This window comes from Paenibacillus spiritus, from assembly GCF_008710135.1.
Taxonomy (GTDB): domain Bacteria; phylum Bacillota; class Bacilli; order Paenibacillales; family Paenibacillaceae; genus Paenibacillus_AQ; species Paenibacillus_AQ glufosinatiresistens.
The window spans coordinates 62703-77501 of record NZ_VYKK01000015.1 but is presented as its reverse complement, the minus strand read 5'-3'; the positions used below and the strand labels follow the sequence as shown (position 1 = coordinate 77501).

13 protein-coding genes are annotated in these 14799 nt (G+C 59.9%); 5 read left to right on the top strand and 8 right to left on the bottom strand.

What is annotated here, in order from left to right; genetic code table 11:
* Positions 1 to 2 precede the first annotated feature (2 nt).
* Positions 3 to 2231 carry a chemotaxis protein CheA gene (locus F4V43_RS11155; protein ID WP_150458320.1) on the bottom strand — a complete coding sequence of 743 codons (2229 nt, stop codon included), beginning with the start codon at positions 2229 to 2231 and terminating at the stop codon, positions 3 to 5.
* 179 nt (positions 2232 to 2410) lie between these two features.
* Between F4V43_RS11155 and F4V43_RS11150 the strand changes: the two genes are divergently transcribed.
* Complete coding sequence (locus F4V43_RS11150) at positions 2411 to 3169, top strand: threonine/serine exporter family protein (protein WP_150458319.1); 759 nt, start codon at positions 2411 to 2413, stop codon at positions 3167 to 3169.
* Positions 3170 to 3196: 27 nt separating this feature from the next.
* Positions 3197 to 3625 (top strand): threonine/serine exporter family protein, encoded by a 429-nt coding sequence (locus tag F4V43_RS11145; RefSeq protein WP_150458318.1) that lies wholly within the window; start codon positions 3197 to 3199, stop codon positions 3623 to 3625.
* A 116-nt stretch (positions 3626 to 3741) separates the two neighbouring features.
* On the opposite strand, the gene F4V43_RS11140 is transcribed toward F4V43_RS11145, so the two are convergent.
* Both F4V43_RS11140 and F4V43_RS11135 read right to left on the bottom strand, forming a co-directional pair.
* On the bottom strand, positions 3742 to 4608 hold the full coding sequence (locus F4V43_RS11140; protein ID WP_310549914.1) for a DegV family protein: 867 nt from the start codon (positions 4606 to 4608) through the stop codon (positions 3742 to 3744).
* Positions 4609 to 4724: 116 nt separating this feature from the next.
* Positions 4725 to 6740 carry a Na+/H+ antiporter gene (locus F4V43_RS11135; protein ID WP_150458317.1) on the bottom strand — a complete coding sequence of 672 codons (2016 nt, stop codon included), beginning with the start codon at positions 6738 to 6740 and terminating at the stop codon, positions 4725 to 4727.
* 239 nt (positions 6741 to 6979) lie between these two features.
* On the opposite strand from F4V43_RS11135, the gene F4V43_RS11130 reads away from it, so the two are divergent.
* Positions 6980 to 7738 (top strand): MBL fold metallo-hydrolase, encoded by a 759-nt coding sequence (locus F4V43_RS11130; protein ID WP_150458316.1) that lies wholly within the window; start codon positions 6980 to 6982, stop codon positions 7736 to 7738.
* 62 nt (positions 7739 to 7800) lie between these two features.
* Here F4V43_RS11130 and F4V43_RS11125 read toward each other — a convergent pair whose 3' ends face one another.
* The 4 genes from F4V43_RS11125 to F4V43_RS11110 all read right to left on the bottom strand — a co-directional run bounded on the left by F4V43_RS11125 (position 7801) and on the right by F4V43_RS11110 (position 11294).
* Positions 7801 to 8658: a VOC family protein gene (locus tag F4V43_RS11125; protein ID WP_150458315.1), complete on the bottom strand. Its 858-nt coding sequence runs from the start codon at positions 8656 to 8658 to the stop codon at positions 7801 to 7803.
* A gap of 222 nt (positions 8659 to 8880) precedes the next feature.
* The gene (locus tag F4V43_RS11120) at positions 8881 to 9717 is read right to left on the bottom strand and encodes a hypothetical protein (RefSeq protein ID WP_150458314.1); all 837 of its coding nucleotides are present in this window, start codon (positions 9715 to 9717) and stop codon (positions 8881 to 8883) included.
* A gap of 20 nt (positions 9718 to 9737) precedes the next feature.
* The gene (map, locus tag F4V43_RS11115; protein ID WP_150458313.1) at positions 9738 to 10484 is read right to left on the bottom strand and encodes a type I methionyl aminopeptidase; all 747 of its coding nucleotides are present in this window, start codon (positions 10482 to 10484) and stop codon (positions 9738 to 9740) included.
* Between the two features lie 186 nt (positions 10485 to 10670).
* Positions 10671 to 11294, bottom strand: coding sequence for an SGNH/GDSL hydrolase family protein (locus F4V43_RS11110; RefSeq protein ID WP_150458312.1), 624 nt, complete (start codon positions 11292 to 11294; stop codon positions 10671 to 10673).
* Positions 11295 to 11402: 108 nt separating this feature from the next.
* Here F4V43_RS11110 and F4V43_RS11105 point away from each other — a divergent pair, with 108 nt between their 5' ends.
* A complete protein-coding gene (locus tag F4V43_RS11105; protein ID WP_150458311.1) occupies positions 11403 to 12746 on the top strand; it encodes a sugar efflux transporter in 1344 nt (447 codons plus the stop codon).
* A gap of 28 nt (positions 12747 to 12774) precedes the next feature.
* Here the strand turns inward: F4V43_RS11105 and cysK are convergent, their stop codons facing one another.
* Positions 12775 to 13695, bottom strand: coding sequence for a cysteine synthase A (gene cysK / locus F4V43_RS11100; protein ID WP_150458310.1), 921 nt, complete (start codon positions 13693 to 13695; stop codon positions 12775 to 12777).
* 125 nt (positions 13696 to 13820) lie between these two features.
* Between cysK and F4V43_RS11095 the strand changes: the two genes are divergently transcribed.
* A complete protein-coding gene (locus tag F4V43_RS11095; protein ID WP_150458309.1) occupies positions 13821 to 14738 on the top strand; it encodes an AraC family transcriptional regulator in 918 nt (305 codons plus the stop codon).
* The last annotated feature ends 61 nt before the right edge of the window (positions 14739 to 14799 follow it).

Below are 14799 nucleotides of genomic sequence, written 5' to 3'. Positions count from 1 at the left end.
TCTCATCTCCTCTTGGCAAAATCTGCGGTCGGGGCACAGCTCCCGCCCGGCTGCAGCATGGCGGCCAGCCGCCCGATATCCGGGATCAGGCTGACACCTCCGTCGCCCAGCAGGGTGCAGCCCAGAAAGTGGCTGCGCCGGGCGCTCCGGCGAATATAGCCCGGAAGCGCCTTGATCACGACCTGCTGCTGGCCGAGCAGTTCGTCCGCGAACAGACAGAAGCTGCGGTCGTCCTGCTCGATACGGATCAGGACGCCCTCCTCCATCCGTTCCGTGTCCGGTTCGGAGGCATACAGGCGGTGCATCCGCACAACCGGCAGGCACTGCCCCCGCACCACTATCATTTCGGCGCCTCCCGGCTCGGCCAGCACGTCGCCGGGACCCGGCCGGAAGGATTCGGCAATTGCGGTGATCGGGAGCGTATAGCGGGAAGCGCCGACCCGAACGTTCATGCCGTCCATAATGGCCAGCGTGAGCGGAATCCGGAAGCTGATAACGGAGCCTTCGCCGGGCATACTGTCCACCGAAGCGGTTCCCCCGATCTTCTCCAGTTCCTTGACCACAACATCCATCCCGACGCCGCGGCCGCTGAATTCCGATACCGTCTCCTTCGTCGAGAATCCGGGGTGAAAAATAAAGGCAAAGACATCCTTGTCGCACATTTGGGCGGGGTCGCCGGCAATCAGGCCATTGGCGGACGCCTTCCGAAGAATCGCCTCGCGGTTCAGCCCTTTGCCGTCATCGCGAATGGCAATTACCACATCGCCCCCGGCATGGCGGGCTTCCAGCGTAATCTTTCCTCCACCGCTCTTTCCGGCGGCCTTTCTGGCTTCGGGCGTCTCAATCCCGTGATCCAGGGCGTTGCGGACCACGTGCATCAGCGGATCGGAGATATGTTCAATGACGTTCTTGTCGACTTCCGTCTCCTCGCCCACGATGACCAGCTCGGCTTCCTTGCCCAGCTTGCGATTCATGTCGCGGACAACCCGGTTCATTTTGCGGAAAGTGGCCGACAGGGGCACCATCCGCATCGACATGACGGTCTCCTGAACCTCGGACGTGATTTTACGTAGCTGACGGGTTGCTTTGACAAAATGCTCGAATTCCTCTTCCAGGCCGAGCCGGCCGGCTTGGCCGGCGACCATCGCCTCCGCAATAACCAGCTCGCCGACCAGATCCATCAGCTTGTCCAGCCGCGAGACGTTAACCTGAATCATCACGGTCGCCTGGGAAGAAGCAGGGGACGCGGACGGATTCGTTGAACCTTTGGCAGCCGGTAACGGCGCAGCCTCGCCGGGGGCGGATACCGGCATACCTATCGTCGGCCGACCCGCCGCATTCCCGGAAGGCGCCGGTTCCGCCGGGAATTCCGGCACCGGACCCGCAGCCGGCATCGCCGGCAGTTCAGCCGCCGTTTCCTTCACCGGGGCAGCGGCTTCGTGAGCACGGATAGCGACCCGTTCGACAAACGGCATGCCCAGAATCAGTGACTCCACGCATTCCGCCCCTACGTCCGTCTCCAGCTCCAGATGGAAGCCTTCCCGAAGAATGACTTCGCTGCTGTCCGGATTCTCGGCAATATCCGCCGGTGAATACCGGCATTGGCAGGAGAGATACTCCGTCAGTTCACGCACCAGAATAAAGGCCCGGATGTTGGCCATTTCGCAATCGGGGGCATAACGGACTTCGATGCGGTAATGTCCCGGCGACGGGAGACCGCACGCTTCCGTCTGCTCCTCCTGCTCCGGGTCGCCTGCCGCAATCTCCGCCGCAGCGCTTGCGGAGGAGGCAACCGGCTCTTCGATCCGGCGTTTGTCCCCTTCCTTCATGTCCTGAAGGAAAGCGTGAATGGCGTCAATCAGTTCCGCCGCCTCGCCGTCGGCCTGATCGCCGCCGCGGATTTTGATAAGCTCAAGCCGGATGAAGTCCCCGCTCTGCAGAATCAGGTCCGACAGTCTGCTGCAATCGCAGCAAGCCGAAGCTCCCTGCTCCCGCATATAATAGAACTGGTCTTCCATAGCATGGGCCAGAAGCGAAATTTGATTGAAACCCATGACTGCGGCAGACCCCTTGATGGTGTGCATGATGCGAAAAATCAAATGAATGTCGTCAGGAGCAAATCCGCCGTTGCGCTCGCAAGCCAGAATGGATTCTTCCAACTGCTGCAGCGATTGCTCCGTCTCGAACAGAAATAGATCCAGCAGCGATTCGCCCGGACTATAGTCAGTCATTGGCAGTTCCCTTCCTGATGGTAATTTAACATATTAAGTATAGACGTCCATTCATATGGTATATCGAACATTTGGTTTGATTTTGAAATACTTTTATTAAAATTTTTTCAAATTGACATATTCATCCCCGGGACTTGCCTTTTTGGCGCCGGAAGGCGACAATCGGATATATCACAACGATGGGAAGGGAACGACAGCAATTGAATGCAGAGATCGTGGATTTATGCCTTTTGGCAGGTAAAATCATGCTCCAGAACGGAGCGGAGACCTACCGGGTGGAGGATACCATGACACGCATGGCCGCAGCGCTCGGCTTCCCGGGCGCACACAGCTATGTCACGCCGACGGTCATTATGTTCACCATTAACCGGACGGAGCCGGTCAGACTGTACCGCATTGAGGAACGAACCACCGATCTGGAGAAAGTAACCCGGGTCAACGACATCTCGCGCAAGCTCAGCCAGCGGCAGATTTCCTCGGAGGAGGCGCTGCAGGCGCTAAATGCCGTCGATGACGACGGCCATATCTATCCGCTGTGGCTGCAGGTCCTCGCAGGCGCCGCAACCGGCGGCTGCTTCACCGTGATGTTCAACGGAGGACTGGACGACGCCGCGGCGGCGCTGCTTGTCTCCGGCGCCGGCTTTGCTGCCGCAACCTGGCTGCACCGGCTGGTCCAGGTCAAGTTTTTTGCCGAATTCTCGGCCGCTCTGCTGATCGGACTGCTGGCCTATGCGCTGGTCTATTGGGGGGCGGGCAGCGAGATCGACAAGATCATTATCGGGTCGGTGATGCCGCTCGTACCGGGACTGCTGATTACGAACGCGGTCCGGGATCTGATGGCCGGTCATTTAATCTCGGGCCTGTCCAAGGGCGCCGAGGCTTTTCTGACCGCCTTTGCCATCGGGACAGGCATCGGACTAGTTCTGTCTTTCTTATAACGATACGGAAAAGAGGTTGCTTCCAGCATGCTGCTTCAGCTTATTACCAGCTTCGTCGCTTCCGCGACGTTCTGTATCCTGTTCCAGGCCCCGAAGCGGGCGCTGATCCAGAGCGGCTTCGTCGGGATGGTCGGCTGGTACATCTATCTTCTGCTCAATCCGGAATGGAAGCCGATGGTCGCCGCCTTTACGGCCGCGGCCGTCGTCGGGGTCATCAGCCAATTCTGCGCCCGCTGGTTCCGGATGCCGGTCATTGTCTTCAGCATCGGCGGGATCATACCGCTCGTTCCCGGAGGCATGGCCTACGACGCCATGCGCAAGTTCGTCGAGAACGACTACAGCGAAGCCGTTCAGATCGCTACCCAGACGCTGCTTCTCTCGGGCGCGATCGCGACCGGGCTTGTACTGAGCGAGGTGCTCGGACAGCTCCGCCGGCGGCGCACGCCGCTGCGATAGGACAAGCGCCATACATCGCGGCGCATAACGAACAAGCCCCCATCCGCATGATGAAGCGGATGGGGGCTTTTTTGAAATACACCGATTCCATTGATTCCATTCCTCTTAGAGAGAGACTACGCCATCGAAGTGTGGCTTCCGCGTATCCAGGAGAGCGCAAGCGTTCCTTCGCCGGCATGAATGCCGGCTACGGGAATGAACGACATAATCTCGGTCCGCAGGGCAGGCGCCATCTTCAGGATTTCTTCCTTCAGCTTAAGCGCCTCTTCCATATTGTTCGCGTGCATAATGCATACTTCCTTAATCAGCTCGACGTCCTTCTTGAGAATATCAAGCAGCCGCTGTTTGGCTTTGCGGAAGGTGCGGATTTTCTCCTCCACGAACACCTTGCCGTCATCGAACTTCAGCAGCAGATGAATGCGCAGGAGCTGGCTGAGCATCAGTTGGGGGCCGGACACACGGCCGCTGCGGTGCAGCTGGGTCAGACTGGACGGCAGCATGTAGAAGGACATATTGCGAATGATCTGTTCGATTCTCTCCTTGATCTCCTTCACCGAGCAGCCGCTGTTCTGCCAGTGGATGCCGCGCATAATCATCTCGCGGAGCGGGTAGGCGCCGACTTTCGAATCAATTCCCGTCACCTTCATTCCGGCAATCTCGGCTGCCTGAAGCGAAGAGTGGTAAGTCCCGCTCAGCGACGACGAGCAGTGAACAGCAAACGCCTCTTCGTAGCGGTCCTTGAGGGATTCATACAGTTCAATGAATTCGCCGATGGGCGGTTGCGAACTGCTCGCTTTATCGTGAATACGCATCTGTTCATAGAACTCATCCGCTGTAATATCAATGTTCTCCTTGTAGCAGGTGTCGTCCACGATCAGGCGCAGGGGTACAACATAGACATGGTTGTTCGGATCTTGAATGAATTCTTCAGGCAGCGTACTTGTGCTGTCGGTAATCCAGGCAATGGGTTTGATGTCTATCAACTTCTCTCTTCGTGTGTTTGGCTTCTTTCGCAAGGCGTTTTCATTATACATGAACGGCCCCTGCCCGGTCGACCGTATTCGACATATTTCCTTGAAAAAGAGATCGCATTAGCAGCTTAATTCTCCCAAATATACGTTTCAAGTTCATCGACGAACTTGCGGAGCTTGCCGGCCGTTCTCCGGCTGATGACACCGTCCTGGTACATCGTCTGGACCTCGTTGCGCTGCTCTTGAATGGCTTCAAGCTTCAGCTCCAGCGCCCGGTCCTCGGCAAGTCCCGAAGGATCGGTCTCCTCATTCCTCTCCAGACGGGCCAGCATCTGCCGGTAACGCGCTGCCGCCCGGCCGTATACGGCGTCATTCCCGCCGTTCCTTCTCTCTTCCAGCGCAGCGACCGCCGCTCGGATCATGACCGCTCTGGCCCTGCAAAGATTCTCTGCCTCATCGGAATTCCAATCCGGCTTCCGGCCTTCTGCGGACCCGGAACGCCAGCCCGAGAACATCGTCGCGAGGAGACGTCCCACTTCACCGGCCGACAGCCGAAGCTGCGAGTTCAGCCGGCCGGTGAAGAAGGTCTCCCACCGGTCCAGCATCTCCAGCAGCCGGCGGCCGGCCTGCTCCGGCACCTCGCCCGATGCGACGAGATGCTCCAGCGCCCTGCGCTCTGCGCGCAGACCGGTCAGTCGGGCTTCGGCAATCTGCCGCCGCAGCTCATGCTCCCGGCCGTCCGGAGAAGCGTGCTCATGCTCCAGGGCCAGCTCACGTGCGCCCTCGGCGAACTGGCGGACGGCAGGCAGCGCGTCCGTCCCGCTGGCCGCAGCCAAATCCCGCAGCCGGCTCAGACCGGTCTCCGTAATCCGTCCGATGGCGGACCGCTCGCTGCTCTTCTCCTCTTGTTCGTCCGCGAGCAGCGGCAGCAGTATGCTTGCGGTCAGCAAGGACACGAGAATGACGCCGGCGGCCAGGAACAGGATGAGATCCCGCTCGGGGAACGGCGAATGGTCGCCCAGCGTCAGCGGAATCGAGAATGCGCCCGCCAGCGTAACGGCGCCGCGCACACCCGATACCGCCGTCAGCAGCAGCGGCTTCCATCCCGGTTTCTCTCCGGGGGAGAAGAACAGCCCGGAGGCTGCGGAGATTATCAGCCAGAGCAGGCGAATGGCAATTAGCAGCGCCGTGATGGCAAATACATAGCCGATCACCCGGAGGTTGTCGATCGCCGTATCCCGGAAGATCACCGAGAAGACATCGGGAAGCGACAGGCCGAGCAGCAGGAAGACCAGACCGTTCAGAATGAACAGCAGCACGGACCAGGTGCTGGCCGATACGAGCTGCAGCTTGTATTGCGGCGCTACCGCTCGGTCCTTCTCTACGGCGTAGATCATCCCGCCGGCTACCACGGCCAGAATGCCCGATACGCCGATCTCTTCGCTGATGAGATAGATCAGGAAGGGCGCCAACATTTGCAGCAGCATGTGAATGGTAACATCCTCCATCCCCAACCGGCGGATGAACACGCTCAGCCGGATCAAGAGCCAGGCCAGCACCGCTCCGGCGATCAGGCCGCCGGCGGCAATAAGGAAGAAGCTCCCGATGGCCCGGGGCAGGGAGAACACGCCGGTGACGGCTGCGGCAATCGCAAATTTGAAAGCGACCAGACCGGACGCATCGTTCATGAGGGATTCCCCCTCCAGAATCCGGTGGATGCTGCCCGGCAGATGTACCCTGCCGGCCAGGGCCGAGGTCGCCACAGCGTCGGTCGGCGAGAGGATGGCGGCCAAGGCGAACGCCGCAGCCAGCGGAATGGACGGGATCATCCAGTGGATGGCATAACCTCCGGCGAGGACCGTGATGAATACGAGACCCAGAGCCAGCATCAGAATCGGAGCGCGCAGCTTCCAGAGCTCGTCGCGCGGGGTCCGCCGACCGTCATTGAACAGCAGCGGCGCGATGAACAATACGAAGAACAGTTCAGGCTCCAGCGTCAGGTGAATGCCTCCCGGCCATACCGCCGCAGCAGCGCCCAGCACGATCTGGATAACGGGAACCGGCACGAACGGAATGAAGCGGTTCAGGATATTGGACAGTGCGATTAAGGACAACAGCACCAGTACTGCAATTAAGGTTTCCAAGTTTTCAACTCCAGATGCCGTTTTACCTCATTATAACGACCCGTCCTTTTCATCGCAAAAATAGGCCGATACTCGGCCAAAAATTCACACATCATTCACGAATGATATATAGACAAATAATATTTTTGTGTTATAATATTATATTTTTTTATTGAATATCCATTGGCTTTCTTCTATGCTGGTAAGCATTCGGCCGTGCTTCAGAGCGGCTGACATCAGTTGAAGGAGGCTGTATAAGTATGCAACTTGCACCGGGACTCTTCCTGCTTGAAATTTCGGTATCCGTAATGGGGGGAGCGCAGACCATTTATCCGGTTCTTCTCCAGGATTCCGATCACACGGTATTGATCGACACCGGCTACCCGGGCGTATACGGAAGCCTTCGGGAAGCGATTGCGGCGGCCGGAGCCGATCCCCACCGGTTGGATACCATCCTGCTGACTCATCAGGATCTCGATCATATCGGAAGCCTCCCCGACTTTCTTGAGGGCGGTTCCGGCATCCGGGTCTACGCCCATGAACTTGAGATCCCCCATATTCAGGGGGAACGAATGCTGCTGAAGCATACGCCCGAAGCACTGGCCGCCGCAGAATCGGCTCTCCCGTCTTCCGTACCGGAGAAGTGGCGCCGGGCCTTCCTCCATACACTGGCTCATCCGCCGCGCGGACGGGTAGATCAGGTGCTGAGGGGCGGGGAAACGCTGCCGTTCGCAGGCGGACTCCAGACGGTCTGGACTCCGGGGCACAGTCCGGGCCATCTGGCCTTCTTCCACTCGGGCAGCCGAACCCTCATCGCCGGCGACAGCCTGACCGTCCGCGGCGGCGCGCTCTGCGGCCCGGATCCGGATGCTAATCCGGATATGGCGGCGGCAATCGTTTCCCTGCGGCAGTATCAAGCTCTGGAGCCGGAAGCCGTGATCTGTTATCACGGAGGCTTGTTCCGGGGCGATGTGAGGGAGGCAATCTCGGCAATTGTTGAGCAGAGACCGAATTTGTAAAAGAGGCGGGATCATTCAGTCAGTCAGGCGGCGATTAACCTGCGGCGATTAGCCTGCAGCGGTCAGCCTGCTGCAATCAGCCGAATGCCGATATTCCAAGGATCCCGCAGCATATCCTGGCCCTCCTCCACCGGCCAGCCCGCTTTTCGAACACGGCTGATCAGCTCATCCCGGTCCTTCTTCGTTGGCAAGAGCAGAGTGAAGAAGTCGATTCCGGCCTCATCCTCGTTCGCAGGCGTTGCTCCCTCGCCTGCCCAGACATTGAGTCCGATATGGTGATGATAGCCCCCGGCCGCGACGAACAGAGCCGAGCGGCCGTAGCGGGCCGTCAGATCGAACCCCAGAACTTCGCAATAGAACTGCCGGGCCTGTTCCAGATGACCCACATGAAAATGAATGTGTCCCATGACAGTCCCGTCCGGCAGCCCGTTCCACACTAGCCCGGAAGAAGCCTCCATCAGTCCCTCCACATCTACAGGGTCGGTCGTCATAACGACGCGGCCCTCCAGGTCGTAGGTCCATTCCGACCGGGGACGGTCCCGGTACAGCTCAATTCCGTTGCCGTCCGGGTCCTGGATATAGAGAGCCTCGCTGACCAGATGGTCGCCCTGCCCGACATCTATTCCGTTCCGGGCCAGATGGCGGAGAACCAGTCCCAGGCTCTCTCTATCGGGAAGCAGCAGCGCATAATGATACAGTCCGGCTGCGGGCCGGCGGGGCATACGCGGCGACCGGTTCATTTCCCGCAGACGCAGCAGCGCGGAACCGTCGGCCGTTCCCAGTTCGGCGAAGCCGGCTTCCCGCTTCAAAAGCCGAAGACCGATCATGTCCTGATAATAATTCAGCGAACGGTCCAGGTTGGCGACCCGCAGTTGGACCGTTCCCAGTTTCAATGCCGAAGGCAATACAGCAGCAGACATCGGAAATCCTCCCTATTCATGTGTACTTGTATGAATGTGTTCATTCCTGCATTCGTTAATCATTCATCATCGTCATTCAACTATATTTATTATAGTTTATTACTTTTTGTTTGTAAATAGCCGCAAAAAAACTGTCCTTCCCGCTGGCCGAAATCCCCCCTGCTTCCGCAGAATGACTTCGTTCGCTGAATGAACAGTTCCTATAGACCAACCTAAGCAGACCTAATCGCTGCCGTCTCCGTTCGCTGCCCGGTCAACTCGGTCCAACCCTTCCAGCAGGCGCTTAACCCGGCCCGCGTGAGGCTTGGCCAGCCGCGCCTTGCCGAGATTGGCCGCCGCAATCCGCCGGATGCGCGCGTCTTCCGCCTCTGTCATGCGCTCCAGCAAGGCGAAGCCTTCCTCGGGTTCCGCCGCCGCCAGAACGCTTACCGCATAATCCAGCGCCTGGATCAGCACGCGTTCCGGTTCAGAGCGCCGCTGCGCTTCACGCCCCGCCAGCCGGGTCAGCACCGACTCGGCCGTCCGAAGCGCAAAATGCGCCTGTTCCTTGACCCGAAGCAGCGGAGGATGCGCCAGTGCGGCGATCAAGCCCCGCTGTTCCAGCTCGTTCGCCTCCTCCAGCCAGAGCTCCACAGTCTCGCGGAGCAGAGCGAAGTCCGCTTCACCGGCCAGCTGGAGCCCCATCGCAGCCGCCTCGCGGATCCGCCACCGCTCATCGTTCATTCCCCGGCGGAGAAGCTCGCGGCGGCTTCGCCGTCCTTCCGGGGAGGCCGCCGCGAGCCCCGTTCCCGCCGCCAGCATGGCGCAGAACGGCAGGATGACGCGAGGCTCGTTCGTGCCCGCTTCATCCGGGCCGATGCGAGGCCACTTCGCGACGGCCTCGTCCAGCTCCCGCCATGCGGACAACGCCGTCAGGCGGGCGAATTCACCCGCCACCCGGAGATTGATCCGCGGCCCCGGCAGCCCGCTCTCCCGCATCAGCAGCTCTTCGATTCCGGCAGCCGAACGGCGGCTTCGGAACGCTTCCTTCAGCTCCTCGGCTTCTGCGCTTGATCCCATGCTCTTCTCTCCCTCGCCCCTTAGGCCGATGTCAGAATGATCGGTTCTCCCGAAGTTACGATAATCGTATGCTCGAACTGGGCAACCCGGCTGTTGTCCGGCACGGTCAGTGTCCAGCCGTCGCTCTGCTGGTCCACGTACTGCGCGCCCGTCGAGAGAAAAGGCTCCACCGTAATGACCTGCCCTTCCTTCAGTACGGTCGTGATCCGCGGTTCATAGAACGGAAGAATCTCGTGGGGTTTATCATGCAGCGATTTGCCGATTCCATGGCTGCAAAGATTGCGGATGACCTGATAGCCGCGCTTGCTTGCTTCCAGCTCCATCCTTCTCCCGATCTCGTTCACCTTCATGCCTGCCCGCAGGCTCATAATGACCGCCATCATCGTCTCTTCGGCGCTCTGGCAGAGCCGAGTCAGCCGGTCGGTTACAGGCGGGAGCTGGAAGGAGACGCCTGCGTCGCCGTAATATCCGTTCAGTTCGGCCGAGACATCGATGTTCACCAGATCGCCCGCACGAATCACCCGTCTGCCGGGAATGCCGTGGGCTACCTCTTCATTGACGCTGATACAGGTGCTTCCCGGAAAATCATACGTCTTGATCGGAGCCGATACGGCCCCGTGCCGCGTCAGAAATTCAGCGCCGATAGCATCCAGCTCCGCCGTGGTCATTCCCGGCTCCAGCTTGCTCCGCATTTCGGCAATGGTCATGCCCACCACGCGGCCCGCCGCCTTCAAGCCTTCCAGGTCCCGTTCATTATTACATATCATGCTGCTCCATCCCTCTCTCGGTTTCGATACTGCTATCATGTGCAGCCTTCTCTGCAGGGGTTACCGCTGTATTATGGCCGGACTTGAACTCCTCTCTATTATACCAGTGTGCTCGCCGCACGCAAAAAAAACGCCCCGGTGCCGCGTCGGCGGACCGGAGCATCTTTGCTTGCCTGGCAGGGCGGCCTAGCGGATGCCCGCAGCCTTCATCCAGGCTTCGGCAATCAGGGCATGGCCTGCCGGAGTCGGATGAACGCCGTCGGCCGCCCAATAGGCCGGATCGGCCAACGCGGCCGCATTGAAGAGGCCGTCAAGCGGAACGAGCCGGGCGCCGTACTCCCGGGCGAGCTTGCGGACGACGGCAATCTTGGGGTCAAGGTCGCTGCGCCATTCCCGGTCGAGTCCCGGGACCTGGAGGACAAACGGCTCCAGCAGAATCAGCCGGACATCGCCGGCGGCCAGCGTACGGTCCAGCAGATCGCGGTAGCTCCGTTCGAACGCTTCCGCTGTCGTTTCTTCCCCTTCATCATAACGGCGCCACGTATCATTAATCCCGATATAGAGCGAGAGCACTGTCGGCTTTAGCGCCAGCGCATCCTCTTCCCAGCGGCTTTGAAGATCGGTTGCCCGGTCTCCGCCGATTCCGCGGTTATAGAAGGTCAGCTTCTTCTCCGGATACAGCCGGCCCAGTGCGGAGGCCAGAAGCAGCGGGTATCCGTGGCCCAGGGATTCCGAATCGGTGCGGTCGCGTCCTGCATCGGTAATGCTGTCCCCCTGGAATACAATAATGTCATGATCTTGCAGCAGCATGAATGATCCTCCTGTTCTTCACTAGCGGATTTACGCCGAATCTTCTTCACTCTATACCTCCGTTCCGGCTTTATCAACCCTCAAATCCGCTGCCCGGGAAGGCTGAATATGATAGAATGGGAGTCGGCTTCCGCAGGGGCGGAAGTCCGCAAATCGAAGACGTTGTACATCCAGGCCTCTGCTGCCTTGGTGCAATTTCATTTGGAGGAATGTTACTTGTTCGCCCGCATACGCGGTTTATTCCGTATCCCTAACTATACCCTGTTCGTCGCCGGCATGATGCTGATCGGCATTGCCGTCTCCGTAACCAGCCCTTATCTGAGCCTGTACTGTACCCGGGTAATCGGCATGTCCACTGGCTTGTTCGGCCTCTTCATGGCCTGCGTATCCCTCACGGGGGTACTCGTCAATACGATTCTCGCCAAATATGCCGACAGCGGCCTGAACCGGAAGCTTGTCATTGTCGCCGCCACCGCCTGCTCCGCCCTGGGATATGCGTCGTATCTCGTGTTTCATGAATATATGCTGATGCTGATTACCGTCTCGCTGCTGGTCGGCTTCGGAGCGCCTGCCGTTCCGCAGATCTTCGCCTCGGCCCGGGAAGCCGTCAGCGCCAGCGGACGGACGGACAGCACCTTCGCCAATTCCCTTCTGCGCTCGCTGTTCTCCCTCGGCTTTCTCATCGGGCCCTTAATCGGCAGCTTCCTGCTGCTTCAGCTGGGGTACCGGGGGGTCTTTCTCGGCACCTCCGCCTTCTTTGCGGCGGTCGGCTGCTGCGTCTTCTTCTTCCTGCATTCCAAGCAGGAAGCCTCGCCCGTCCTGAACCTGAAGCGGATCGGACCCGCAGCCGGCGAACGGACCGTATCCCTGCGCGAGCGGCGGATTCTGCTGCCTTTTCTGGCCATGATTCTGCTCAGCATGTGCAATACCACCTATAACCTGAACATTCCGCTCTTCGTCGTCAACCAGCTCGGAGGCACCGAATCGCAGGCAGGGATCATCATTGCGCTGAGCGCCGGGCTTGAGATTCCGCTGATGATCGGACTCGGAAGCCTCGCCTCCCGTTTCGGCAACCGCAAGCTGATGATGACGGGCTGTGTGCTGGCCGGCATTTATCATATTCTGCTGCTGAATGCGGACGGGCTGTGGCAGGTGATTGCCGGGCAGCTGCTTCAAGCTTCCTTCGTCTCGATGGTCGTTGCGATCGGCCTGAGCTACTTTCAGGATCTGCTGCCGGCGACGCCGGGCCTGGCCACGATTCTGTATTCCAATTCTTCGACGCTCGGCTCACTGCTCGGCAACCTGACCGGCGGCCTGGTGGCCCAGATTGCCGGATACCGGAACGTCTACTGGCTCTGCCTGGGACTCGTCGCCGTATCGCTGGCGCTGCTCTCGCGCGCCGGCCGCGGGGAGAAGACCGATGAGGCGCAGCCTGCGCTTCCTCTCTCCTGACGCCCCGCCCCGCTTCGTTCCCGCTGCTTCAAAACAGATCCATGCTCAAGTAACGCTCCCCCGAATCGGGAGCGATGCAGAGCACGGTTCGTCCCGGTCCTCCACGGCGGGCTTCGCGCAGCGCCGCCCATACCGCCGCTGCTCCGGAAGGCCCGAGCAGCAGCCCTTCCCGGGCGGCCAGCGCCCGCATCGTCTCTATGGCCTCGCGGTCGGCGACACGGACGATCTCGTCGTAGATGCCCGTATTCAGGATGGCCGGCACGAATCCCGGGCTGGTTCCCACCAGCTTGTGCGGACCGGGCTTCCCGCCGGAGAGCACCGGAGAACCTTCAGGTTCCACGACGACAATCCGCAAGTCCGGCAGCTGCTCGCGCAGCGCTTCGCCCGTTCCGGTAATGGTTCCGCCCGTTCCCGAAGCGGCAACGAACACATCCAGCCGCCCCTCGGTCTGCGCCAGAATTTCCGGCGCGGTCGTCGTCCGGTGGATAGCGGGATTCGCCTCGTTCTCGAACTGCTGCGGGATGAAGCTGCCGGGGATCGCTTGCGCCAGCTCCCGCGCCTGCCGGATGGCCCCCGGCATCCGTTCCGCCGCCGGGGTCAGCACGACCTCCGCTCCATAGGCTTTCAGCAGATTGATGCGTTCGGTTGTCATATTGTCCGGCATCACGAGAATGGCCCGGTAGCCTTTGGCCGCCGCGTTCATCGCAAGTCCGATGCCGGTGTTGCCGCTGGTCGGTTCGATAATTGTCCCGCCCGGCCGCAGCAGTCCCCGGCGCTCCGCTTCCCGAACCAAGTTGTAGGCAGCCCGGTCCTTGACGCTTCCGCTGGGATTGAAGCGTTCCAGCTTCACCAGCACCTCGGCGTCTTCCGGGCCCGTCAGCCGGTTCAGCCGCACGGCAGGCGTGTTGCCGATCAGGTCCAGAATGGATTGCGCTACTTGAATTCCCATCCGATTTCCCCGCTTTCATGAACTAAGATTCATTCATTGTAACGAATGCGGGCGGAGAACCGCAAGAATCGTCAAGAACACCGGTTCCCGTATCGGTACAATAACTTACGAAGGAGGCGAGAACGATTTCGACTTACGAAGCGATCATTCAGCAGGCGGTGGATTATATCGAGGAGCATCTTTGCGAAGAGCTGACGCTGCAGGAACTGGCCCGGCTGGCAGGCTTCTCCGATTTTCATTTCCACCGCGTCTTTCAGGCGATGGCTGGCGTCCCTGTCATGGACTATGTCCGCAAGCGGCGGCTGGTGATGGCGGCATTCCGGATCGCGCATACGGACGACAAGCTGATTGAAATTGCGCTCGATTGCGGTTTCGGCTCGCCGGAGACCTTTATCCGCGCCTTTCGCAAGCTGTTCGGCATGACCCCCGGAGACTACCGGAAGCGGGGAATTCACGCTCCGGCCTACGGCAAAGCCGAATTGCAGCGGAAGCGGATCCATTCTTATTTAGGAGGAATTCGCATGAATTATCGGATCGAAGTGAAACCTGCTTTTCACATCCTGGGGTACAGTCTGACTACCCGGAGCGATAACGGACAGAACAACCGGGAGATCCCTGCCTTCTGGCAGCGCTACATGCAGGAGGAACTCGGAAAGACCTTGATGGACCAGGCGGTATCCACGGCGGAATACGGCATCTGCACCGATCACAACCTGGACACCGGCGATTTCGCCTACGTCATCGGCGTCGAGTGCAAGCCGGACGCGAAGCCTCCGGAGGGCGCTGCGGTTCGGAGCTTCCCCGAGCAGACCTACGCCGTCTTCACGACTCCCCGGGTTCCGGCAGAGCAGTTCACCGCTTCCATTCAGGAGACCTGGAACAGCATTTACAGCGAGTGGCTGCCCCACTCCGGCTATGAACTCGCTCAGGCTGCGGATTTCGAGTATTACGACGAACGCTGCTGGCGCGACCGGAACGAGCAGCTGGAGATGGATATTTATGTGCCCGTCGTTCCTCCCAAGAAGGAGACCGCGGCCAACTGACGCTGCCGGCAAGCCGCCCGGCAGGCGTTAGAAGCCTGCCGGGCGGCTTGCGGTTGCTGCT

Excerpts from the sequence above, each read along its gene's own strand:
- F4V43_RS11155 (WP_150458320.1), bottom strand. The coding sequence starts at position 2,231 with ATGACTGACTATAGTCCGGGCGAATCGCTGCTGGATCTATTTCTGTTC.
- F4V43_RS11150 (WP_150458319.1), top strand. The coding sequence starts at position 2,411 with ATGGGAAGGGAACGACAGCAATTGAATGCAGAGATCGTGGATTTATGC.
- F4V43_RS11145 (WP_150458318.1), top strand. The coding sequence starts at position 3,197 with ATGCTGCTTCAGCTTATTACCAGCTTCGTCGCTTCCGCGACGTTCTGT.
- F4V43_RS11130 (WP_150458316.1), top strand. The coding sequence starts at position 6,980 with ATGCAACTTGCACCGGGACTCTTCCTGCTTGAAATTTCGGTATCCGTA.
- F4V43_RS11125 (WP_150458315.1), bottom strand. The coding sequence starts at position 8,658 with ATGTCTGCTGCTGTATTGCCTTCGGCATTGAAACTGGGAACGGTCCAA.
- F4V43_RS11120 (WP_150458314.1), bottom strand. The coding sequence starts at position 9,717 with ATGGGATCAAGCGCAGAAGCCGAGGAGCTGAAGGAAGCGTTCCGAAGC.
- map (WP_150458313.1), bottom strand. The coding sequence starts at position 10,484 with ATGATATGTAATAATGAACGGGACCTGGAAGGCTTGAAGGCGGCGGGC.
- F4V43_RS11110 (WP_150458312.1), bottom strand. The coding sequence starts at position 11,294 with ATGCTGCTGCAAGATCATGACATTATTGTATTCCAGGGGGACAGCATT.
- F4V43_RS11105 (WP_150458311.1), top strand. The coding sequence starts at position 11,403 with ATGATAGAATGGGAGTCGGCTTCCGCAGGGGCGGAAGTCCGCAAATCG.
- cysK (WP_150458310.1), bottom strand. The coding sequence starts at position 13,695 with ATGGGAATTCAAGTAGCGCAATCCATTCTGGACCTGATCGGCAACACG.